The following is a 22,253-nucleotide window of genomic DNA, read 5'->3' as shown; positions in this document are numbered from 1 at the left end:
ACACAGTCAATGTGTGTTCGAGTCTCTCAAATTTTCGCAATCAGAAGTGAAACATCTTCGGGTTGTGAGGTTAAGCGACTAAGCGTACACGGTGGATGCCCTGGCAGTCAGAGGCGATGAAGGACGTGCTAATCTGCGAAAAGCGTCGGTAAGGTGATATGAACCGTTATAACCGGCGATGTCCGAATGGGGAAACCCAGTGCAATTCGTTGCACTATCGTTAACTGAATACATAGGTTAACGAGGCGAACCGGGGGAACTGAAACATCTAAGTACCCCGAGGAAAAGAAATCAACCGAGATTCCCCCAGTAGCGGCGAGCGAACGGGGAGCAGCCCAGAGTCTGAATCAGCTTGTGTGTTAGTGGAACGGTCTGGAAAGTCCGACGGTACAGGGTGATAGTCCCGTACACCAAAATGCACAGGTTGTGAACTCGAAGAGTAGGGCGGGACACGTGGTATCCTGTCTGAATATGGGGGGACCATCCTCCAAGGCTAAATACTCCTGACTGACCGATAGTGAACCAGTACCGTGAGGGAAAGGCGAAAAGAACCCCGGCGAGGGGAGTGAAAAAGAACCTGAAACCGTGTACGTACAAGCAGTGGGAGCACCTTCGGGTGTGACTGCGTACCTTTTGTATAATGGGTCAGCGACTTATATTCTGTAGCAAGGTTAACCGTATAGGGGAGCCGCAGGGAAACCGAGTCTTAACTGGGCGTTAAGTTGCAGGGTATAGACCCGAAACCCGGTGATCTAGCCATGGGCAGGTTGAAGGTTGGGTAACACTAACTGGAGGACCGAACCGACTAATGTTGAAAAATTAGCGGATGACTTGTGGCTGGGGGTGAAAGGCCAATCAAACCGGGAGATAGCTGGTTCTCCCCGAAAGCTATTTAGGTAGCGCCTCGTGAACTCATCTTCGGGGGTAGAGCACTGTTTCGGCTAGGGGGTCATCCCGACTTACCAACCCGATGCAAACTACGAATACCGAAGAATGTTATCACGGGAGACACACGGCGGGTGCTAACGTCCGTCGTGAAGAGGGAAACAACCCAGACCGCCAGCTAAGGTCCCAAAGTCATGGTTAAGTGGGAAACGATGTGGGAAGGCACAGACAGCCAGGATGTTGGCTTAGAAGCAGCCATCATTTAAAGAAAGCGTAATAGCTCACTGGTCGAGTCGGCCTGCGCGGAAGATGTAACGGGGCTAAACCATGCACCGAAGCTGCGGCAGCGACACTATGTGTTGTTGGGTAGGGGAGCGTTCTGTAAGCCTGCGAAGGTGACCTGTGAGGGTTGCTGGAGGTATCAGAAGTGCGAATGCTGACATAAGTAACGATAAAGCGGGTGAAAAGCCCGCTCGCCGGAAGACCAAGGGTTCCTGTCCAACGTTAATCGGGGCAGGGTGAGTCGACCCCTAAGGCGAGGCCGAAAGGCGTAGTCGATGGGAAACAGGTTAATATTCCTGTACTTGGTGTTACTGCGAAGGGGGGACGGAGAAGGCTATGTTAGCCGGGCGACGGTTGTCCCGGTTTAAGCATGTAGGCTGGTTGTCCAGGCAAATCCGGATAATCAAGGCTGAGGTGTGATGACGAGGCACTACGGTGCTGAAGTAACAAATGCCCTGCTTCCAGGAAAAGCCTCTAAGCATCAGGTAACATCAAATCGTACCCCAAACCGACACAGGTGGTCAGGTAGAGAATACCAAGGCGCTTGAGAGAACTCGGGTGAAGGAACTAGGCAAAATGGTGCCGTAACTTCGGGAGAAGGCACGCTGGTGTGTAGGTGAAGTCCCTGCGGATGGAGCTGAGACCAGTCGAAGATACCAGCTGGCTGCAACTGTTTATTAAAAACACAGCACTGTGCAAACACGAAAGTGGACGTATACGGTGTGACGCCTGCCCGGTGCCGGAAGGTTAATTGATGGGGTTATCCGTAAGGAGAAGCTCTTGATCGAAGCCCCGGTAAACGGCGGCCGTAACTATAACGGTCCTAAGGTAGCGAAATTCCTTGTCGGGTAAGTTCCGACCTGCACGAATGGCGTAATGATGGCCAGGCTGTCTCCACCCGAGACTCAGTGAAATTGAACTCGCTGTGAAGATGCAGTGTACCCGCGGCAAGACGGAAAGACCCCGTGAACCTTTACTATAGCTTGACACTGAACATTGAGCCTTGATGTGTAGGATAGGTGGGAGGCTTTGAAGCGTGGACGCCAGTCTGCGTGGAGCCAACCTTGAAATACCACCCTTTAATGTTTGATGTTCTAACGTTGGCCCCTTACCGGGGTTGCGGACAGTGTCTGGTGGGTAGTTTGACTGGGGCGGTCTCCTCCCAAAGCGTAACGGAGGAGCACGAAGGTTAGCTAATCCTGGTCGGACATCAGGAGGTTAGTGCAATGGCATAAGCTAGCTTGACTGCGAGCGTGACGGCGCGAGCAGGTGCGAAAGCAGGTCATAGTGATCCGGTGGTTCTGAATGGAAGGGCCATCGCTCAACGGATAAAAGGTACTCCGGGGATAACAGGCTGATACCGCCCAAGAGTTCATATCGACGGCGGTGTTTGGCACCTCGATGTCGGCTCATCACATCCTGGGGCTGAAGTAGGTCCCAAGGGTATGGCTGTTCGCCATTTAAAGTGGTACGCGAGCTGGGTTTAGAACGTCGTGAGACAGTTCGGTCCCTATCTGCCGTGGGCGCTGGAGAATTGAGGGGGGCTGCTCCTAGTACGAGAGGACCGGAGTGGACGCATCACTGGTGTTCGGGTTGTCATGCCAATGGCACTGCCCGGTAGCTAAATGCGGAAGAGATAAGTGCTGAAAGCATCTAAGCACGAAACTTGCCCCGAGATGAGTTCTCCCTGAGACTTTAAGTCTCCTGAAGGAACGTTAAAGACGATGACGTTGATAGGCCGGGTGTGTAAGCGCAGCGATGCGTTGAGCTAACCGGTACTAATGAACCGTGAGGCTTAACCTTACAACGCCGAAGATGTTTTGGCGGATTGAGAGAATTTTCAGCTCTGATACAGATTAATCGATACGTTGGTGAGACGTGTTGATAAAACAGAATTTGCCTGGCGGCACTAGCGCGGTGGTCCCACCTGACCCCATGCCGAACTCAGAAGTGAAACGCCGTAGCGCCGATGGTAGTGTGGGGTCTCCCCATGTGAGAGTAGGGAACTGCCAGGCATCAAATAAAGCAGAAAGCCCGGTAGAAAGACCGGGCTTTTTGTTTTTGCGTTTAAAAAGAACCCCGTCCCGAAAGGTGCGGGTTTTTTTGCTGTGTGGGGTATATCTCCCCCGGTGGCGCTGCGCTTGCCGGGGCTACGGATCCTCGGCCACCTGCTGGCCGAGGGGACATCAATGCCGCAAAGTTACCGACGTCAATCGTAGTCTGCTTCAGCCTGCTGCTCATACATCAAATTCAATAACGGATACGGTTGCCCCAGATCGTCCGTTTCAGAGCGCCCTGTCACCCTAAAACCCATCTTCTGATAAAACCCGACCGCTTGTTCATTCTGCTCATTTACATTGGTCGTCAGCTTCGGCGTTAACGACAGCGCATGCTCAATCAGCAACTTCCCCACGCCACAGCCGCGGACATCCGGATCGACGAACAGCGCATCCATATGATCTCCGGTCAGCAGCATAAAGGCGATCGGCTGGTCTTCCGTATTAACCGCCACCCACAGCGGAGCCTCCGGTAAAAATGCGCGTACCATCTCCTCCAGCTCCTTTCGATACGCTTTTGTCAGAAAATCATGCGTGGCGTCGACCGACCGACACCAGATCGCAGTCAGTTTATCCCCTTCATCAGGCCGGGAACGGCGGATGTTAATAACCATACTTTCTCCTTTTCTACATTCTTATATTCTAACTCAACAAGCGCCGTGAAATTTTCTCACCGTGAACATGCAGACTCGACATTCACCCGATTCCTGGTTATCTTCAGCTATCTGGATGTCTAAACGTTTATACGTATGCTATGAGGTAATACAGTTATGCCAATTCGGGTGCAGGACGAGCTGCCAGCCGTCAATTTCTTGCGCAATGAAAACGTCTTCGTAATGACGACAACACGTGCAACGACTCAGGAAATCCGCCCCCTGAAGGTGTTAATCCTCAACCTGATGCCGAAGAAAATCGAGACGGAAAATCAGTTCCTGCGTCTGCTATCAAACTCTCCGCTGCAGGTGGATATCCAGTTATTACGTATCGATGCGCGCGAGTCGCGTAATACCCCTGCGGAGCATCTGAATAACTTTTACTGTAATTTCGATGAGATCTGCGATCAGAACTTTGACGGCCTGATTGTTACCGGCGCTCCTTTAGGCCTGGTTGAGTTTAACGATGTTGCTTACTGGCCGCAGATCAAACAGGTGCTGGAGTGGGCCAAGGATCACGTCACTTCGACGCTGTTCGTCTGTTGGGCGGTTCAGGCCGCGCTGAACATTCTGTACGGCATTCCCAAGCAGACCCGCGCCGAAAAGATTTCCGGCGTCTATGAACACCATATTCTTCATCCGCACGCCTTACTGACCCGCGGTTTCGACGACTCTTTCCTGGCCCCGCACTCACGCTATGCTGATTTTCCGGCCGGACTTATCCGCGACTATACCGATCTTGAGATCCTCGCGGAGACGGAAGAGGGCGATGCGTATTTGTTCGCCAGCAAAGATAAGCGCATCGCCTTTGTCACCGGCCACCCGGAGTACGATGCCAATACCCTGGCAAGTGAATATTTCCGCGATGTGGAAGCCGGTTTGAACCCTGAGATACCTCATAACTATTTCCCACAAAACGACCCGCAGAACAAACCGCGCGCCACCTGGCGCAGCCACGGCAATCTGCTGTTCGCTAACTGGCTTAACTATTACGTCTACCAGATTACGCCATACGATCTGCGTCATATGAATCCGACGCTGGAATAATACTCTATGTGAGACGATCCTAAAGCGTTTCAGCATTTTGCCTCTGGCACCTTCGGGTGCCTTTTTTATTTCCGAAATTCACTTCATACGCGAGGATAACTTTAATTTCATTGTTATCAATGTGTTAATGATAAATTAAAATTAAAATGGAAATTGTTTTTGATTTTGGAAATTAATTGAGTAGTCTTAATTGTGCTGAGCGAAAACTGCACAACGATCTTTCGCTCGCTTCCAGCGGATCAACCAAGAGGAGCAGCACAATGACGCAGCAGGCGACAATCACCGATGAACTGGCCTTTAGTCAGCCCTATGGCGAGCAGGAGAAGCAGATCTTAACGCCTGAGGCGGTAGAATTTCTGACGGAACTGGTGAGCCGCTTTACGCCGGCGCGCAATAAGCTGCTGGCCGCTCGTTTGCAGCAACAGCAGGCTATTGACGACGGGCAGCTTCCGGATTTTATTTCGGAAACTGCTTCCATTAGAAATGGCGACTGGACTATTCGCGGTATCCCGGCTGATTTGCAGGATCGCCGCGTGGAAATCACCGGCCCCGTCGAGCGCAAGATGGTCATTAACGCGCTGAATGCCAACGTCAAAGTCTTTATGGCGGACTTTGAGGATTCGCTGGCGCCTGACTGGCGCAAAGTCATTGATGGTCAAATCAACCTGCGCGATGCCGTGAACGGAACCATCAGCTACACCAACGAGGCCGGCAAAATCTATCAGTTGCAGCCCAATCCCGCTGTGCTGGTATGCCGTGTGCGCGGCCTGCATCTGCCGGAAAAGCATGTGACCTGGCGTAATGAGGCCATCCCCGGCAGCCTGTTCGATTTTGCGCTCTATTTCTTTCATAACTACCAGGCGCTGCTGGCGAAAGGAAGTGGTCCCTACTTCTATCTGCCAAAAACACAGGCCTGGCAGGAGGCGGCATGGTGGAACGATGTCTTCAGTTTTACGGAAGATCGCTTTGACCTGCCGCGGGGCACCATCAAGGCCACGCTGCTGATTGAGACGTTGCCAGCGGTGTTCCAGATGGATGAGATCCTGCATGCGCTGCGCGACCATATTGTTGGCCTGAACTGCGGCCGCTGGGATTACATCTTCAGCTATATCAAGACGCTGAAAAACCATCCGGATCGCGTACTGCCGGACCGGCAGGTGGTGACGATGGATAAACCCTTCCTCAGCGCCTACTCACGCTTGTTGATTAAGACCTGCCACAAACGCGGCGCGTTTGCGATGGGCGGTATGGCGGCGTTTATCCCGAGCAAAGATACCGAACGTAACCGCCAGGTGCTGAGTAAAGTCACCGCCGATAAAGAGCTGGAGGCCAACAACGGTCACGATGGGACCTGGATCGCCCACCCGGGCCTGGCGGATACCGCCATGGCGGTGTTTGACCGCGTGCTGGGCGATAAGCCGAATCAGCTCTCGGTCACCCGGAGCGAGGATGCGCCAATTACCGCTGAACAACTGCTGGCTCCCTGCGAGGGCGAACGCACGGAAGCCGGAATGCGCGCCAACATTCGCGTGGCGGTGCAGTACATCGAAGCGTGGATCTCCGGCAACGGCTGCGTACCGATTTATGGCCTGATGGAAGACGCCGCAACGGCCGAGATCTCGCGCACCTCTATCTGGCAGTGGATCCATCATCAGAAAACCCTGAACGACGGTACCCCAGTCACTAAGGCGCTGTTCCGCCAGTGGCTGGCGGAAGAGCTGATGGTGATTCAGGAGGAGCTGGGAGAGCACCGCTTCAGCCACGGCCGCTTTGACGATGCGGCGCGACTGATGGAGCAGATCACCACCTCCGACGAGCTAATTGATTTTCTGACATTGCCGGGCTACCGCCTGCTGGCCTAATCGCCAGATGGTGTGGTTCGCCATTTAGTCCTTCACCTATGAGCCTGGGGAGCCAGGAAATTATATGGAGCATCTGCACATGAAAACCCGTACCCAACAAATCGAAGAATTAAACAAAGAATGGACGAACCCGCGCTGGGAAGGCATTACCCGTCCCTACAGCGCGGAAGAAGTGGTGAAGTTACGCGGCTCGGTGAATCCGGAATGCACGCTGGCGCAGCTTGGCGCGGCGAAACTGTGGCGTCTGCTGCACGGGGAGGCGAAAAAAGGGTACGTCAACAGTCTCGGCGCGCTGACCGGCGGCCAGGCCTTGCAGCAGGCGAAGGCGGGTATCGAAGCCATTTATCTCTCCGGCTGGCAGGTGGCGGCGGATGCTAACCTGGCGTCCAGCATGTATCCGGATCAATCGCTGTATCCGGCCAACTCGGTACCGGCGGTGGTGGATCGGATCAACAACACCTTCCGCCGCGCCGATCAGATCCAGTGGTCAGCGGGAATTGAACCGAACGATCCGCGCTTTATCGACTACTTCCTGCCGATCGTGGCGGATGCGGAGGCCGGTTTTGGCGGCGTCCTGAACGCCTTTGAGCTGATGAAATCGATGATTGAAGCCGGTGCAGCGGCTGTTCACTTCGAAGATCAGCTGGCATCGGTGAAGAAGTGCGGCCATATGGGCGGTAAAGTGCTGGTTCCGACTCAGGAGGCGATTCAGAAGCTGGTGGCGGCGCGTCTGGCGGCCGACGTGATGGGGGTCCCGACGCTGGTCATCGCCCGTACCGATGCCGACGCCGCGGATTTAATTACCTCAGACTGCGATCCGTACGATCGTGAGTTTATTACCGGGGATCGCACCAGCGAAGGGTTCTTCCGCACACACGCCGGGATCGAGCAGGCGATCAGCCGCGGGCTGGCCTACGCGCCGTATGCGGATCTGGTGTGGTGTGAAACGTCGAAACCGGATCTCGAGCAGGCGCGCCGCTTTGCCGAGGCTATCCATGCGCGTTTCCCGGGCAAACTGCTGGCCTATAACTGCTCGCCGTCGTTTAACTGGAAGAAAAATCTCGATGATAAAACCATCGCCAGCTTCCAGCAGCAGTTGTCGGTCATGGGATACAAATACCAGTTTATTACCCTCGCGGGGATCCACAGCATGTGGTTCAACATGTTCGACCTCGCCCATGCCTACGCTCAGGGTGAGGGGATGCGCCACTATGTTGAGAAAGTGCAGCAGCCGGAATTCGCCGCCGGGCCGGAAGGCTACACCTTCGTCTCGCATCAGCAGGAGGTGGGCACCGGCTACTTCGACAAGGTCACCACCATTATCCAGGGCGGTACCTCGTCGGTAACGGCGCTGACCGGCTCGACCGAAGAAGATCAGTTTTAAGCCATGCCCGGTGGCGCGACGCTGACCGGGCCTGCAAGAGGACGCAGGCCGGATAAGCGAGCGCGCCATCCGGCATGACGTGGCGCCGGATGGGGGAAAGCGATGACGCGTGGTCTTGAATTACTGATTGCCCAAACGATATTGCAGGGATTTGACGCGCAGTATGGGCGTTTTCTTGAAGTCACTTCCGGCGCGCAGCAGCGCTTTGAACAGGCTGACTGGCACGCCGTGCAGCAGGCGATGAAGCAGCGGATCCATCTCTACGATCACCACGTGGGCCTGGTAGTAGAGCAGCTGCGCTGCATCACCGAAGGGAAAAGCACCGACGTCGATTTTCTTCTGCGGGTGAAACAGCAGTACACCCAACTTTTACCGGATTACCCTCGCTTTGAAATTGCTGAGAGCTTTTTCAATTCGGTCTACTGCCGCCTGTTTGACCACCGCTCGCTGACCCCCGAGCGGCTCTTTATTTTCAGCTCGCAGCCCGAGCGACCCTTTCGTACCCTCCCGCGACCGCTGGCGAAAGATTTCTTTCCGGAACGCGGTTGGTCGCACCTGCTGGGTAAAGTACTGTCCGATCTGCCGCTGCGGCTACCGTGGCAAAACAAAGCGCGGGATATCGGCTATATCATTGCCAGTCTGCAGGAGGCGCTGGGGGAGGAACTGCTCGCCACCTGTCATCTGCAGGTCGCCAATGAGCTGTTCTACCGCAATAAAGCCGCCTGGCTGGTGGGCAAACTGGTCATGCCGATGGCGACGCTGCCTTTTTTGCTGCCGATCCACCGCAGCGAAGAGGGTGAGCTGTTTGTTGACACCTGCCTCACAACCCATGCCGAAGCGAGTATCGTTTTTGGCTTCGCGCGTTCCTATTTTATGGTTTATGCGCCGTTGCCCGGCGCCCTGGTGGAATGGCTGCGCGAGATCTTGCCGGGTAAAACGACGGCCGAGCTGTACATGGCGATTGGCTGTCAGAAGCACGCCAAAACCGAAAGCTATCGCGAATATCTACACTACATTACTCGCTGCGATGAGCAGTTTATTGAAGCGCCGGGTATTCGCGGGATGGTGATGCTGGTGTTTACCCTGCCGGGCTTTGACCGGGTGTTTAAGGTGATCAAGGACCGCTTCGCGCCGCAGAAAGAGATGACCGCCGCCCATGTGCGGGCTTGCTATCAGCTGGTAAAGGAGCATGACCGCGTCGGGCGGATGGCGGACACCCAGGAGTTTGAAAATTTCGTGCTGGATAAACGGCAAATCGCGCCGGCGCTGCTGGCGCTGCTGCAGGCGGAAGCGGGGAACAAACTCACCGATCTCGGCGACCGCATCGTCATCAGCCATCTCTATATTGAACGGCGAATGGTGCCGCTCAACCTGTGGCTGGAGCAGGTTAACGGCCAGGCATTGCGTGATGCGGTAGAAGAGTATGGCAATGCTATCCGCCAGCTGGCCGCCGCCAACATCTTTCCCGGCGATATGTTATTTAAAAACTTCGGCGTCACCCGCCATGGCCGGGTGGTGTTCTACGACTATGATGAAATCTGCTATATGACGGAAGTGAATTTTCGCGAGATCCCGCCGCCGCGCTATCCGGAGGATGAGCTGGCCAGCGAGCCGTGGTACAGCGTTTCGCCTGGCGATGTGTTTCCGGAGGAGTTCCGCCACTGGCTGTGCGCCGACCCGCGCATTGGGCCACTGTTTGAAGAGATGCATGCCGACCTGCTGCGCGCCGACTACTGGCGCGCACTGCAGATGCGGATTAAAAACGGCCATGTGGAAGATGTCTACGCCTACCGGCGCAAGCAGCGTTTTAGCGTGCGCTATGGCGCCGACAGTAGACCAGATAAGGCGTTTACGCCGCCATCCGGCAAGGTGCGCCGATCTGCCTGATGGCGCTACGCTTATCAGGCCTACTTAAAATGCCCTTCTGGGGCATTTTTTTATTTAACCCCGCCATACGCCAGCGTCACTTCCTTCGCCGCCTTGATCACCAGCGCGCCCAGCTCAGTCACCCGATCATCGGTCATACGCGAGATGGGGCCTGAGATGGAGATTGCCGCGAACGGTTCGCGATGTTCATCGTAAATGCAGGCGGCGACGCAGCGCAGGCCGAGCGCGTGCTCCTCATCATCGAAAGAGTAGCCCCGCTTGCGGGTCTGGGCTAAATCTTCCTTCAGATGCAGCGGGGAGACCAGCGTGGCATGCGTATAGGCATGCAGCCCTTTACGGTGCAGCAGACTGGTGACCTGCTCTTCGCTCAGCTGCGCGAGAAACGCCTTCCCGGCGCCGGAAGCGTGCATCGGCAGTTTACCGCCGATTGGCGCCGACATCCGCATCAGCTGGGTGCACTGCACCTGATCGATAATGATCGCCTGGTGGTCGCTCTGGTCGAGCACCGCTAAATTCACCGTTTCACCGGAATCTTCCATCAGCTGGCGCAGGATCGGGTGGACAATGGCCAGCAGATTGCGGCTTTGTAGAAAGCTGCTGCCGACCACGAAAGCATGCGCCCCTACGGCCCAGTGACCCAGCTCGCCAACCTGGCGGACGAAGCCCAGCTGTTGCATGGTGGTCAGCAGACGGTGAGTCGTGGAGTTGGGCAGACCCGCCTGCTGCGCCAGTTCGGTCAGCGCGACGCTGCTGTGGGACTCGGCAATCCATTCGAGTAATTTCAGGCCGCGGGTCAGCGACTGAACCTGACCGCCAGCCTGCTGGGCAGTGGCAGCCGCGGGTTTTCTGCCGCGTTTCGCGGGAATGGGGGTTGTGGCCATCGCGAACTCCTTTTTCTGTATCGTGGAAATAATTTTCGTTTTATTTGGCAATAATGCAATCACATCCGGACTCATCGGAGGAGTGAAGCTGAACATGTCTCATATTGCCCGTTGTTGTCTTTTCCGCTCCGGTGGTTTATGCCAGTATGGTTTGTTGGCTATTTGGCCTGAGTCGAGCGTTGTCGGGAGCAAGTGTGAGCAGCAAAGTTGAGCAACTGCATCAGCAGTTAAAAGAACGTATTCTGGTTCTGGATGGGGGCATGGGCACCATGATCCAGGGCTATCGTCTGAGTGAGCAGGACTTTCGCGGTGAGCGCTTTGCTGACTGGCCGTGCGACCTGAAAGGCAACAACGACCTGCTGGTGCTCAGCAAACCCGAAGTGATCCGCGAGATCCACGATGCCTATTTCGAGGCCGGCGCGGATATCGTTGAGACCAACACCTTTAACTCGACGACCATCGCGATGGCGGATTACCAGATGGAATCCCTGTCGGCCGAGATCAACTTTGCCGCGGCGAAGCTGGCCCGCGCCAGCGCCGACGCCTGGACGGCCCGCACGCCGGAAAAACCGCGCTATGTCGCGGGCGTGCTTGGCCCGACCAACCGCACCGCTTCTATTTCGCCTGATGTGAACGATCCGGCGTTCCGTAATATTACCTTTGACCAGCTGGTGGCCGCCTATCGCGAATCCACCCGGGCGCTGGTGGAAGGCGGCGTGGATCTGATCCTGATTGAAACGGTATTTGACACCCTGAACGCTAAAGCGGCTATCTATGCGGTGAAAGAGGAGCTGGAGGCGTTAGGCGTTGACCTGCCGCTGATGATCTCCGGGACCATTACCGATGCCTCCGGCCGCACGCTTTCCGGACAGACCACCGAAGCCTTTTATAACTCGCTGCGTCACGCCGAAGCCTTATCGTTTGGTCTGAACTGCGCCCTCGGGCCGGACGAGCTGCGGCAGTACGTCCAGGAGCTGTCGCGCATTGCCGAATGCTACGTCACCGCGCACCCGAACGCCGGCCTGCCCAACGCTTTCGGCGAATACGATCTGGACGCCGACACCATGGCGACGCAAATTCGCGAATGGGCGGAAGCCGGTTTCCTCAATATCGTTGGCGGCTGCTGCGGTACCACCCCGGAGCATATCGCCGCCATGAGCCGGGCGGTAGCGGGCCTGCCGCCGCGTCAGTTGCCGGAAATTGCGGTGGCCTGCCGCCTCGCCGGCCTGGAGCCGTTGAATATCGGCGACGATAGCCTGTTCGTTAACGTCGGTGAACGAACTAACGTCACCGGCTCGGCGAAATTTAAGCGGCTGATTAAAGAAGAGAAGTACAGCGAAGCGCTGGACGTTGCGCGTCAGCAGGTGGAAAGCGGCGCGCAGATTATCGATATCAACATGGACGAGGGGATGCTCGACGCGGAAGCGGCGATGGTGCGTTTCCTTAACCTGATTGCCGGCGAGCCGGACATTGCCCGCGTGCCGATCATGATTGACTCCTCCAAGTGGGAAGTCATTGAAAAGGGCCTGAAATGTATTCAGGGCAAAGGCATCGTTAACTCGATTTCGATGAAAGAGGGCGTCGAATCCTTTATCCACCATGCGAAACTGGTTCGCCGCTACGGCGCCGCGGTGGTGGTGATGGCTTTCGACGAGGTTGGTCAGGCCGACACCCGCGAACGTAAAATTGAGATTTGCCGTCGCGCCTACAAAATCCTCACCGAAGAGGTCGGCTTCCCGCCGGAAGATATTATCTTCGACCCCAATATCTTTGCCGTCGCCACCGGTATCGAAGAGCATAACAACTACGCACAGGACTTTATCGGCGCCTGCGAAGACATCAAACGCGAGCTGCCGCATGCGCTAATCTCCGGCGGGGTCTCCAACGTCTCCTTCTCCTTCCGCGGTAATGACCCGGTACGTGAGGCGATCCACGCCGTATTCCTCTACTACGCGATCCGCAACGGCATGGACATGGGGATCGTCAACGCCGGTCAGCTGGCCATCTATGATGACCTCCCGGGCGAGCTGCGCGACGCGGTCGAAGACGTGATCCTCAACCGCCGCGATGACAGTACCGAACGGTTACTTGAGCTGGCGGAAAAATATCGCGGCAGCAAAGCGGACGACGGCGCGAATGCCCAGCAGGCGGAGTGGCGCACCTGGGAAGTGAAAAAACGCCTCGAATATTCGCTGGTGAAGGGCATTACCGAATTTATCGAACAGGACACCGAAGAAGCGCGTCAGCAGGCCGCCCGCCCGATTGAGGTCATTGAAGGGCCGCTGATGGACGGCATGAATGTGGTCGGCGATCTGTTCGGCGAAGGCAAAATGTTCCTGCCGCAGGTGGTGAAATCCGCCCGTGTAATGAAACAGGCGGTGGCCTACCTTGAGCCGTTTATTGAAGCCAGTAAAGAGCAGGGCTCCAGTAACGGCAAAATGGTGATTGCCACGGTAAAAGGCGACGTTCATGACATTGGCAAAAACATCGTCGGCGTGGTGCTGCAGTGCAATAACTACGAAATCATCGATCTTGGCGTGATGGTCCCGGCGGATAAAATTCTCAAAACGGCCAAAGAGGTGAACGCGGATCTAATTGGTCTTTCCGGGCTGATTACCCCATCGCTGGACGAGATGGTTAACGTGGCGAAAGAGATGGAGCGCCAGGGCTTTACCATCCCGCTGCTGATAGGCGGCGCGACCACCTCGAAAGCGCATACGGCGGTGAAAATCGAGCAGAACTACAGCGGCCCGACCGTTTACGTACAGAACGCCTCGCGCACCGTCGGCGTGGTGTCTGCGCTGCTCTCGGACACGCAGCGCGACGAGTTTGTCGCCCGCACGCGCAAAGAGTATGAAACGGTGCGTATCCAGCATGGGCGTAAAAAACCGCGTACGCCGCCGGTGACCCTTGCCGCCGCGCGGGAAAACGATCTGGCCTTTGACTGGGAGAGCTACACGCCGCCGGTGGCTCATCGTCTGGGAGTACAGACGGTGGAAGCCAGTATCGAGACTCTGCGCAACTACATCGACTGGACGCCGTTCTTCATGACCTGGTCGCTGGCGGGTAAATATCCGCGCATTCTGGAAGATGAAGTGGTAGGGGAAGAGGCGCAGCGCCTGTTCAAAGATGCTAACGAGCTGCTGGATAAGCTGAGCGCAGAGAAAACCCTGAACCCGCGCGGCGTGGTGGGTCTGTTCCCGGCCAACCGCGTGGGCGACGATATTGAAATCTATCGCGATGAAACCCGCACCCACGTGCTGACGGTGAGCCATCATCTGCGCCAGCAGACGGAGAAGGTCGGCTTCGCCAACTACTGCCTCGCCGATTTTGTCGCGCCGAAGCTGAGCGGCAAGGCGGACTACATCGGCGCCTTCGCCGTGACCGGCGGCCTGGAAGAGGACGCGCTGGCGGACGCCTATGAAGCGCAGCATGATGACTATAACAAGATCATGATCAAGGCCATCGCCGATCGCCTGGCGGAGGCCTTTGCCGAGTATCTGCATGAGAAAGTGCGCAAGGTTTACTGGGGATATGCGGCTAATGAGAACCTCAGCAATGAGGAGCTTATTCGCGAGAACTACCAGGGGATCCGACCGGCGCCGGGATATCCGGCCTGTCCGGAGCACACCGAAAAGGGGACCATCTGGCAGCTACTGGACGTCGAAGCCCATACCGGCATGAAGCTCACCGAATCGTTCGCCATGTGGCCGGGCGCATCGGTTTCCGGCTGGTACTTCAGCCATCCGGATAGCAAGTACTTCGCCGTGGCGCAGATCCAGCGCGATCAGGTCGAAGATTACGCGCTGCGTAAAGGAATGACGCCGGCGGAGGTTGAGCGCTGGTTAGCGCCTAATCTGGGCTATGATGCGGACTAGTCGTCATCTTTCCTTACAACAAACAAGGCGCTCTGTGAGCGCCTTGTCTCTTTATTGAGGTTAACCCCTTATACTGAGATAGGTTCCTGAACTTCGGAAAACCTATAACGATAAGGAGAAGCTGATTCCGTGTTAACTCTGCTACACCTGTTGTCCGCGGTTGCTCTGCTGGTGTGGGGCACGCATATCGTGCGTACCGGGGTGATGCGCGTCTATGGCGCTCGCCTGCGTACCGTTCTCAGTAGCAGCGTAGAGAAAAAGCCGCTCGCCTTCTGCGCGGGTCTTGGCGTGACTGCGCTGGTGCAAAGCAGTAACGCCACCACCATGCTGGTGACCTCATTTGTCGCCCAGGATTTAGTGGGTCTGATGCCAGCGCTGGTGATGGTGCTGGGGGCCGACGTCGGGACGGCGCTGATGGCGAGGGTGTTGACCTTCGACCTGTCGTGGCTGTCGCCGTTGTTGATATTTATCGGGGTGATTTTCTTCCTCGGCCGCAAGCAGACCCGCGCCGGGCAGCTTGGACGGGTGGGGATTGGTCTGGGGCTGATCCTGTTGGCCCTCGAGCTGATTGTCCAGGCCGTACACCCCATAACCCAGGCGAACGGCGTGCAGGTGATTTTCGCCTCGCTGACCGGCGATATCATGCTGGATGCCTTGATTGGCGCCGTATTTGCAATCATTAGCTACTCCAGCCTGGCGGCGGTGCTGTTAACGGCGACGCTGACCGCGGCGGGAGCGATCTCTTTCCCGGTGGCGCTGTGTCTGGTGATTGGCGCCAACCTGGGATCGGGGCTGCTGGCGATGCTTAACAACAGCGCGGCGAACGCGGCGGCGCGCCGGGTGGCGCTGGGCAGCCTGCTGTTTAAGCTGGTGGGGAGCCTGATTATTCTGCCGTTCGTCCATCCGCTGGCCGCGGCGATGCACAAGCTGCCGTTGGCCGAGTCCGAGCTGGTTATCTACTTCCACGTCTTTTACAACCTGCTGCGCTGCATCGCGATGGTGCCCTTTGCCGGACCGATGGCGAAGCTGTGCCAGCGTCTGATCCGCGATGAGCCCGAGCTGGATAACCATCTCAAACCCAAGCATCTCGACCCGTCGGCGCTGGACACCCCGGCGCTGGCGCTGGCCAATGCCGCGCGTGAGACGCTGCGTATTGGTGACGCGATGGAGCAGATGCTGGAGAGCCTGCACAAGGTGATGCATGGCGAACCGCGTCAGGAGAAAGAGCTGCGCCGTATGGCGGATGATATCAACGTACTTTACACCGCTATTAAGCTCTATCTGGCGCGAATGCCAAAGGATGAGCTGGCGGAAGAGGAATCCCGGCGCTGGGCGGAAATTATTGAGATGTCGTTAAACCTCGAACAGGCGTCCGATATCGTCGAGCGAATGGGCAGCGAGATCGCCGATAAATCGCTGGCGGCGCGGCGCGCCTTCTCGGTAGAAGGGTTAAAGGAGCTGGACGCCCTGTACGATCTGCTGCTCAGCAACCTGCAGCTGGCGATGTCGGTCTTCTTCTCCAGCGATGTGCCCAGCGCCCGCCGCCTGCGGCGCAGCAAACACCGGTTCCGCATTCTTAACCGCCGCTACTCGCATGCGCACGTTGACCGTCTGCATCAGCAGAACGTGCAGAGCATCGAAACCAGTACGTTGCACCTGGCGCTGCTGGGGGATATGAAGCGTCTGAACAGCCTGTTCTGCTCGGTGGCTTACAGCGTGATGGAGCAGCCGGATGAAGACGACGAACGGGATGACTACTAAGACGGGTTATTTTCCCCGTTTATGTCGCTTCTTTTTTGGCGCGATAGCCCTCCCGGGAGGTGGCTGACGCCTTTCCCGGGAGGGAGACACTAGCTTCTGGCAAACGCCGAGGCTTCTGCCACCAGCGCATTATCCGGCCGTACGCCGGTATAAAGGGCGAACTGCTCGACGGCTTGCAGGGCAATAACTTCCGCACCGCTGATGGTTTGCTTACCCCGTTGTTGCGCCAGGCGGATCAGCGGAGTTTCCGCCGGCAACGCGACCACGTCAAACACGACGCTGGCCTGGGCCACCATGGCCTCGCTGAACGCCAGCGTGTTGCTTTCCGCTCCCCCCGCCATGCCCAGCGGTGTGACATTGACCAGAATCTCGGCTGCGATCCCTTCGGGCAGGGGCTGCCACTGAAAGCCATACTGTTTTGCCAGCGCCAGGCCGCGCTGGCGATTGCGGGCCGCAATGATCACGTCGCGGAAACCGGCATCACGGAAGGCGGCAATGACGGCTTTCCCCATGCCGCCGCTACCCTGAATCATCACTCTGGCGTTGGTATCGAGCCGATGGCTGGCGATCAGGCTTTTGACCGCGATGTAATCGGTGTTTAGCCCGGTTAACTTCCCGTCGTCGTTGACGATGGTGTTGACGGAGTCGATGACTTTTGCTGACGGATCGATCGCGTCAAGAAACGGTATGCAGCTCTCTTTAAACGGCATGGAGACCGCACAGCCGCGGATACCCAATGCGCGAACCCCTTTTACCGCCGCCTCAATATCCTTAGTCGTAAAGGCTTTGTAGAGGTAGTTCAATCCCAGCTTGTCATACAGATAGTTATGAAAGCGGGTGCCGAAGTTGCCGGGGCGACCCGCCAGGGAGATGCACAGCAGCGTATCGCGGTTAATCATGCGTAATATCCTCCGCGTGGGCCAGCAGATACGCTTCAGCCTCCTGGGACCAGATCCCATGGTGACGCGCCACAATCGCTGCCAGTTCGGGATCGGCGATCTCGCCCAGCGGCGTGAGCGGGAAGGCTTTTCCGGTATACACCAGCTTTTTTCCCCCGCCGACGGCAGGCAGATCGAGGGTGGTTTCGCCCGCGGCGTTCAGGCCGAGAATATGGGTGACCACTTTCGCCGTCTGGACCTTTTTCGCCTGCATCAGCGCCACCGCGGCGCGCATATCGTCAGTATTACCGCCGGAGGTGCCGACGTAGTGGGTGAAGGCGTAGTGCACGTCGTAGAAGTTGATCGGGGCGCTGAATTGCTTATCCTGGGGGCCAGCAAAGAAGTTCAGGCAGCCGTCCGGAGCCAGCAACGAGGAGGCCAGGGTGATCAGCTGTTCGTTTGGCACAAACACGAAGATATCGTCGAAGCCATGGCCGCCGCTGAGCGCCAGCAGCGTATCGCGACTGGCCTCATGGCCGTCGAGGTAGTGGATCAGCGTCTGCGGCTCAGAGGGGTAATGACGGCGGGCGTAGCTGAGCTTCGGCTTATTGGTATCGGTCACTACCAGTAGTGAAGGATTGATGGGGCCGTGCAGCGCATAGTCGATAGCCAGCAGCCCCATCGGCCCCGTCCCGCCCAGGATCAGAGTGTGTCCCTGAGGACGGATCCCCATCACGTGGTTGTAACTCCCCTCCTGCAGATGATAATTGGCGTTGAAAGCGCCAATGACGCAGGAGAGCGGCTCCACCAGCGATCCTTCAAACCAGGTATCCCCCTCCCAGGTGAGCAGGCAATCCTGCGCCATCACCTCATTGGGGATCACCACATGGGTGGCTTCGCCACCGATCCATGGGAATGAGTAGCCGGGGCAGTCGGGTCGGTCGGGCAACTGCAGGTTGGCCTGGATCACGTAGCGCTGCCCTGGCTGAAACTTATGCTGCCACTTTTTACCGACGGCAAGGATTTCGCCGCAGAATTCATGACCGATAATAATGGGCCTGGTGGCCACATCATCTGGCACCTTTTTATGATCGGCACCCTGATTGGCCTCTTTCCATGAGGAAAGACACAGGCTGTCCGTGACCACCCGGGCGAGGATCTCATCGTCCTGCATCGCCGGGAGGGTAAAGGTTTCCAGGCGCAGGTCTCGTTTGCCATACAGGCGCAGGGCCGTTGTTGTTTGCATAAACCACCTCATCCCCTTCATCTTTCGGGGCTATGTTGTTGACGTCACCCCGGCATCGCCGGGGCGGAATAATCAGGACAGAAAGCCGAGGGCGTTGCCGATAATGCCTAAGCCGAAAAGGGCGAAAATCAGCCAGACCGGATTCACTTTCTTGTTCAGCAGACGCACCATCAGTAGCGTCAGGCCCAGCGCCAGCAGGCCGGGGCAGAGCTGATCGAGGATGTTCTGGACGGTCATCGTGACGGTGGCGCCGTCTGCACCGGGCGTTTGGGAAACCACCAGCGGCACATTGATGGTGGTCCATTTGGTCACCAGCACCCCCATGACAAACAGGCCGAGAATGGAGGCGCCTTCAGTCAGCTTCTGCAGCAGGTTACCGCCCATATCGCTGACGATATTGACCCCTTTACGGAAGCCCAGTTGCAGGCCGTACCACTTCATTGCCAGCCGCACTGCATTGAAAATAAAGAAAAATAACAAAGGTCCCAGAATGTTGCCGGAGAGGGCCAGCGAGGCGCCAAGGGCCGCAGTAATCGGCCGCAGCGTGCCCCAGACCAGCGGGTCGCCGACGCCGGCCAGCGGGCCCATCAGACCCACTTTGATGCCGTTGATAGCGCCATCGTCAATGGCCGCGCCGTTAGCCCGGGCCTCCTCCATGGCGGCGGTGACGCCGATCACCGGGCCACACACCGCCGGCGTGGTATTAAAGAACACCAGATGACGCTTCAGCGCCGCGACCTGATCGGCTTTGAGCGGATACAGGCGTTTGATCGCCGGGATCATGTCGTAGCAAAACCCCAGGCCATGAATACGTTCGAAGTTAAAGGAGGCCTGCTGGAGGTTGGAGCGGAGAAACATGCTCACCAGGTCGCCTTGCGTGATTTTTTTCTGTTCCATTTTCGGCTCCATTAGTCGTCAAGCTGGTCAAGGGCGGGGGCAGAGGGGGCAGTGGAGGCGGCGGGTTCAGCCTTACGCCACTGTGGATTGAGCTGGATGTAGATCAGCGCGATGATGACGCCCACGCCGCCGAAGGCCAGCAGGCTGAAGTCGAGATAACCCCCGGCGAGAAAACCGAGGAAAAAGAAGGGCATCAGGTATTTCACGCCCATCATTCGCAGCACCATCGCGTAGCCCACGACGACAATGAAACCACCGGCAATCTGCAGGCCGCGGGTGACGAATTCCGGGATCGCGCTGAGCATACTGCTGACCATATCCGCGCTAACGAACAGCGAGACCACCAGCGCCGGGATTGCCACGCGCAGTGCCTGCACCCCCAGTGCGGAGACATGCAGCAGGTCGATGGTGCGAAAGCGCGCCTCCTCGGCCGCTTTGTCCGCGGCGTGCTGGAACACCACGGTAATGGTACGGGCGAAAACGGTCAGCACCTGCCCGGCGGCGGCCACCGGCAGAGCAATGGCGATACCGGTGGCAATGCTCTGGTGGCCCACAATCACCAGAATGGCGGAGATAATGCTGGCCAGCGCCGAATCTGGCGACTGCGCTGCCCCCACGTTCATCCAGCCGAGGGCGATCAGCTCCAGCGTACCGCCGAGCATAACCCCGGTTTTTAAATCGCCCAGGATGAGGCCAATCACGGTACAGGCGATAAGGGGCCGATGGGTCTGAAATTCATCCAGCACGCTGCCCATTCCGGCAATACAGGAAAAAATAAATATGGCTATTATCTGTAGGGTACTAATTTCCATAATTTATGACCTTTAAGGTGTGAGTCATCCTGCCTGCTACGGCATATCACAACAGGCGCTATTTTTTATTCGCAGAAAGCTGTTTCGTTAATTTTGTCGAGAATATTGACTGACGGATCTGATGCGACCACGCGTAAATCGAGTTTTACGCCCAGTTTATCGAGTTCACGGAATGCCTGAATATCCTGCGGATCCAAAGAAACGGCTTTGGTTAGCTGTTTTTTACCGGGTCGCCAGGCCATGCCACCAATATTTAACGTGGCGATCTGCACGCCCTGGCGCACCATCGTTAAAACATCGTGTGGATTGGTAAATAAATAAAAGACGGTCTCGTCCTGATATTGCGGGTTATGATAGACCGCAACCGCTTTTTCCAGACTGACAACGTTTACCTTCATGCCTGGCGGAGCCGCCTGGCGCAACAGGGTCCGGCGAACCTCATCGTTAAATACATCGTCATTGCAGATAATTATCCGCTGGGCGTTGGCGACTTTTGACCACACGGTGGTGACCTGGCCATGAATCAGTCGGTCATCAATACGGGCGAGGGTAATTTGCATCAGAACTCCTCCTCAACGGTTTCTGGCTGCTGCCAGACCACACAGCACTGACTGGCGATGGCCTGCAGATGCTGGCATAAGTCATCGGCGCTCAGGGTATGCTGGTTATCCACCAGCTCGAGCGCCAGCGGCAGCGACAGGCCGCTAATCACCCGGATCTGCGGGTGACGCATTGCCAGCCCGGCTGCGGCATTCCATGGGCTTCCGCACTGCAAATCTACCGCGATTACCCACTCCTCATCGGTGTGGGCGCTTACTAACTTTTCCAGGTTAATGGCGATATCCGCCGCGTTTTCGCCGGGGACAAACGCGACGGCGCTGACGTTAACCTCGCCGTAGACCATGCATACCGAATCAAGCATGGCCCCGGCCAGCTGGCCGTGGGCGCAGAAGATAGCGTGAACCATACTGCCTCCTTAACCGCGCGTTTTTCCGCCGGCAATGTTAGTGGTGACTCCGGTGATGTAGCTGGCGCGCGCTGACAAGAGATAGCAAACAAAATCAGCCACTTCCGAGAGCTTTCCTGCCCGCCCGATGGGAATGGCGTTTTTGGTATATCCCTCGCGAAGTTGCTCGACGGTGATATTGCGCGTCCAGGCCAGCGCCTCTTCATATTCCAGTGTCCGCAGACCGGTTTTTTCGAGGATCCCCGGCGCAACGCCGACCACGCGGATCCCATATTTACCCAATTCTTTGGACCAGGAGCGGGTAAAGCTGTTGAGCGCGGCCTTGGTCGCGGCGTAGCAGCTTTGACCTTCAGAACCTTCCAGGCCGCTCTCCGAAGAGACATTGACAATCACACCGGCGCGCTGTTTGACCATTTGACGCGCCACCGCCTGCGACATGAAAAACACCCCTTTCTGGTTGATATTGACCATTTTTTCAAAAGCGGCTTCGTTTAATTCATAGCGGCCGGCCGGTGCTTTTTCGTCGACTAATAAACGCGGGAAATTCACGCCAGCGTTATTGACCAAACCATCAATACGCGACCAGCGCTGAATAATGGCATCGATAGTCTGTTGCACCTCTGTCGCGCTGGAAATATCCGTCGGCCAGAAGTGATAATTATCGCCATTGTGATGACGATCGCCGCCATGAATATCAATCATCTGGACATGAGCACCTTGTGATAATAATTCATCGACAATGGCCAGCCCAATTCCCGAGGCACCGCCGGTCACGATAATGACGTTATCTTTTAAATTTAACCAGGTATTCATTATTCACTCCCATTTCTTTAGATAAAGGGATCCCCCGCAGCGGGTGCTGCGTGAAATCATATC

General features: G+C 56.7%; 15 protein-coding genes and 2 rRNA genes. 8 read left to right on the top strand and 9 right to left on the bottom strand.

All coding sequences use genetic code 11. From position 1 onward, the window contains the following. Nucleotides 1–68 precede the first annotated feature (68 nt). Nucleotides 69–2,970: ribosomal RNA gene (locus AB1E37_RS24115) — 23S ribosomal RNA — on the top strand. Between the two features lie 96 nt (nt 2,971–3,066). Next, a 5S ribosomal RNA gene (gene rrf / locus AB1E37_RS24110) occupies nt 3,067–3,182 on the top strand. A 194-nt stretch (nt 3,183–3,376) separates the two neighbouring features. Here the strand turns inward: rrf and AB1E37_RS24105 are convergent. Next, nucleotides 3,377–3,838 (bottom strand): acetyltransferase, encoded by a 462-nt coding sequence (locus AB1E37_RS24105; protein ID WP_004178258.1) that lies wholly within the window; start codon nt 3,836–3,838, stop codon nt 3,377–3,379. Nucleotides 3,839–3,994: 156 nt separating this feature from the next. On the opposite strand from AB1E37_RS24105, the gene metA reads away from it, so the two are divergent. The 4 genes from metA (at nt 3,995) to aceK (ending at nt 10,057) form a co-directional block, all read left to right on the top strand. Next, nucleotides 3,995–4,924: a homoserine O-succinyltransferase gene (gene metA / locus AB1E37_RS24100; RefSeq protein ID WP_004146576.1), complete on the top strand. Its 930-nt coding sequence runs from the start codon at nt 3,995–3,997 to the stop codon at nt 4,922–4,924. Nucleotides 4,925–5,184: 260 nt separating this feature from the next. Beyond that, entirely contained in the window at nt 5,185–6,786 is a 1,602-nt protein-coding gene (aceB, locus tag AB1E37_RS24095) for a malate synthase A (RefSeq protein WP_002884559.1), read from the top strand. Nucleotides 6,787–6,865: 79 nt separating this feature from the next. After that, complete coding sequence (aceA, locus tag AB1E37_RS24090; RefSeq protein ID WP_029602897.1) at nt 6,866–8,170, top strand: isocitrate lyase; 1,305 nt, start codon at nt 6,866–6,868, stop codon at nt 8,168–8,170. Between the two features lie 102 nt (nt 8,171–8,272). After that, the gene (aceK, locus tag AB1E37_RS24085) at nt 8,273–10,057 is read left to right on the top strand and encodes a bifunctional isocitrate dehydrogenase kinase/phosphatase (RefSeq protein WP_002884575.1); all 1,785 of its coding nucleotides are present in this window, start codon (nt 8,273–8,275) and stop codon (nt 10,055–10,057) included. Nucleotides 10,058–10,107: 50 nt separating this feature from the next. Here aceK and iclR read toward each other — a convergent pair whose 3' ends face one another. After that, nucleotides 10,108–10,938: a glyoxylate bypass operon transcriptional repressor IclR gene (iclR, locus tag AB1E37_RS24080; protein ID WP_002884578.1), complete on the bottom strand. Its 831-nt coding sequence runs from the start codon at nt 10,936–10,938 to the stop codon at nt 10,108–10,110. A gap of 194 nt (nt 10,939–11,132) precedes the next feature. Here iclR and metH point away from each other — a divergent pair, with 194 nt between their 5' ends. Together metH and AB1E37_RS24070 are read left to right on the top strand one after the other, a co-directional pair. Next, the gene (gene metH, locus AB1E37_RS24075) at nt 11,133–14,816 is read left to right on the top strand and encodes a methionine synthase (protein WP_004178260.1); all 3,684 of its coding nucleotides are present in this window, start codon (nt 11,133–11,135) and stop codon (nt 14,814–14,816) included. Between the two features lie 129 nt (nt 14,817–14,945). Further along, nucleotides 14,946–16,577: a Na/Pi cotransporter family protein gene (locus AB1E37_RS24070; RefSeq protein WP_004177864.1), complete on the top strand. Its 1,632-nt coding sequence runs from the start codon at nt 14,946–14,948 to the stop codon at nt 16,575–16,577. An 89-nt stretch (nt 16,578–16,666) separates the two neighbouring features. On the opposite strand, the gene AB1E37_RS24065 is transcribed toward AB1E37_RS24070, so the two are convergent. From AB1E37_RS24065 to AB1E37_RS24035, 7 genes are all read right to left on the bottom strand, one after another. After that, the gene (locus AB1E37_RS24065; RefSeq protein WP_020803742.1) at nt 16,667–17,476 is read right to left on the bottom strand and encodes a shikimate 5-dehydrogenase; all 810 of its coding nucleotides are present in this window, start codon (nt 17,474–17,476) and stop codon (nt 16,667–16,669) included. Further along, the gene (sorE, locus tag AB1E37_RS24060) at nt 17,469–18,701 is read right to left on the bottom strand and encodes an L-sorbose 1-phosphate reductase (protein WP_002884587.1); all 1,233 of its coding nucleotides are present in this window, start codon (nt 18,699–18,701) and stop codon (nt 17,469–17,471) included. The genes AB1E37_RS24065 and sorE overlap by 8 nt, the downstream gene beginning before the upstream one ends. Nucleotides 18,702–18,773: 72 nt before the next feature. After that, a complete protein-coding gene (locus tag AB1E37_RS24055) occupies nt 18,774–19,598 on the bottom strand; it encodes a PTS system mannose/fructose/sorbose family transporter subunit IID (protein WP_002884590.1) in 825 nt (274 codons plus the stop codon). Nucleotides 19,599–19,609: 11 nt separating this feature from the next. Beyond that, a complete protein-coding gene (locus AB1E37_RS24050; RefSeq protein ID WP_002884608.1) occupies nt 19,610–20,410 on the bottom strand; it encodes a PTS mannose/fructose/sorbose transporter subunit IIC in 801 nt (266 codons plus the stop codon). Between the two features lie 65 nt (nt 20,411–20,475). After that, a complete protein-coding gene (locus AB1E37_RS24045; RefSeq protein ID WP_004151751.1) occupies nt 20,476–20,970 on the bottom strand; it encodes a mannose/fructose/sorbose PTS transporter subunit IIB in 495 nt (164 codons plus the stop codon). Beyond that, nucleotides 20,970–21,377, bottom strand: a complete 408-nt coding sequence (locus AB1E37_RS24040) for a PTS sugar transporter subunit IIA (protein WP_002884611.1) — start codon at nt 21,375–21,377, stop codon at nt 20,970–20,972. Before AB1E37_RS24040 ends, AB1E37_RS24045 begins: the two co-directional genes overlap by 1 nt. Before the next feature lie 9 nt (nt 21,378–21,386). Then, complete coding sequence (locus tag AB1E37_RS24035; protein WP_032448196.1) at nt 21,387–22,190, bottom strand: SDR family oxidoreductase; 804 nt, start codon at nt 22,188–22,190, stop codon at nt 21,387–21,389. Nucleotides 22,191–22,253: the final 63 nt, after the last annotated feature.

This window comes from Klebsiella sp. Shm-1 (assembly GCF_040804525.1).
GTDB lineage: Bacteria > Pseudomonadota > Gammaproteobacteria > Enterobacterales > Enterobacteriaceae > Klebsiella > Klebsiella pneumoniae.
This window is presented reverse-complemented; position numbering and strand designations above follow the sequence as displayed.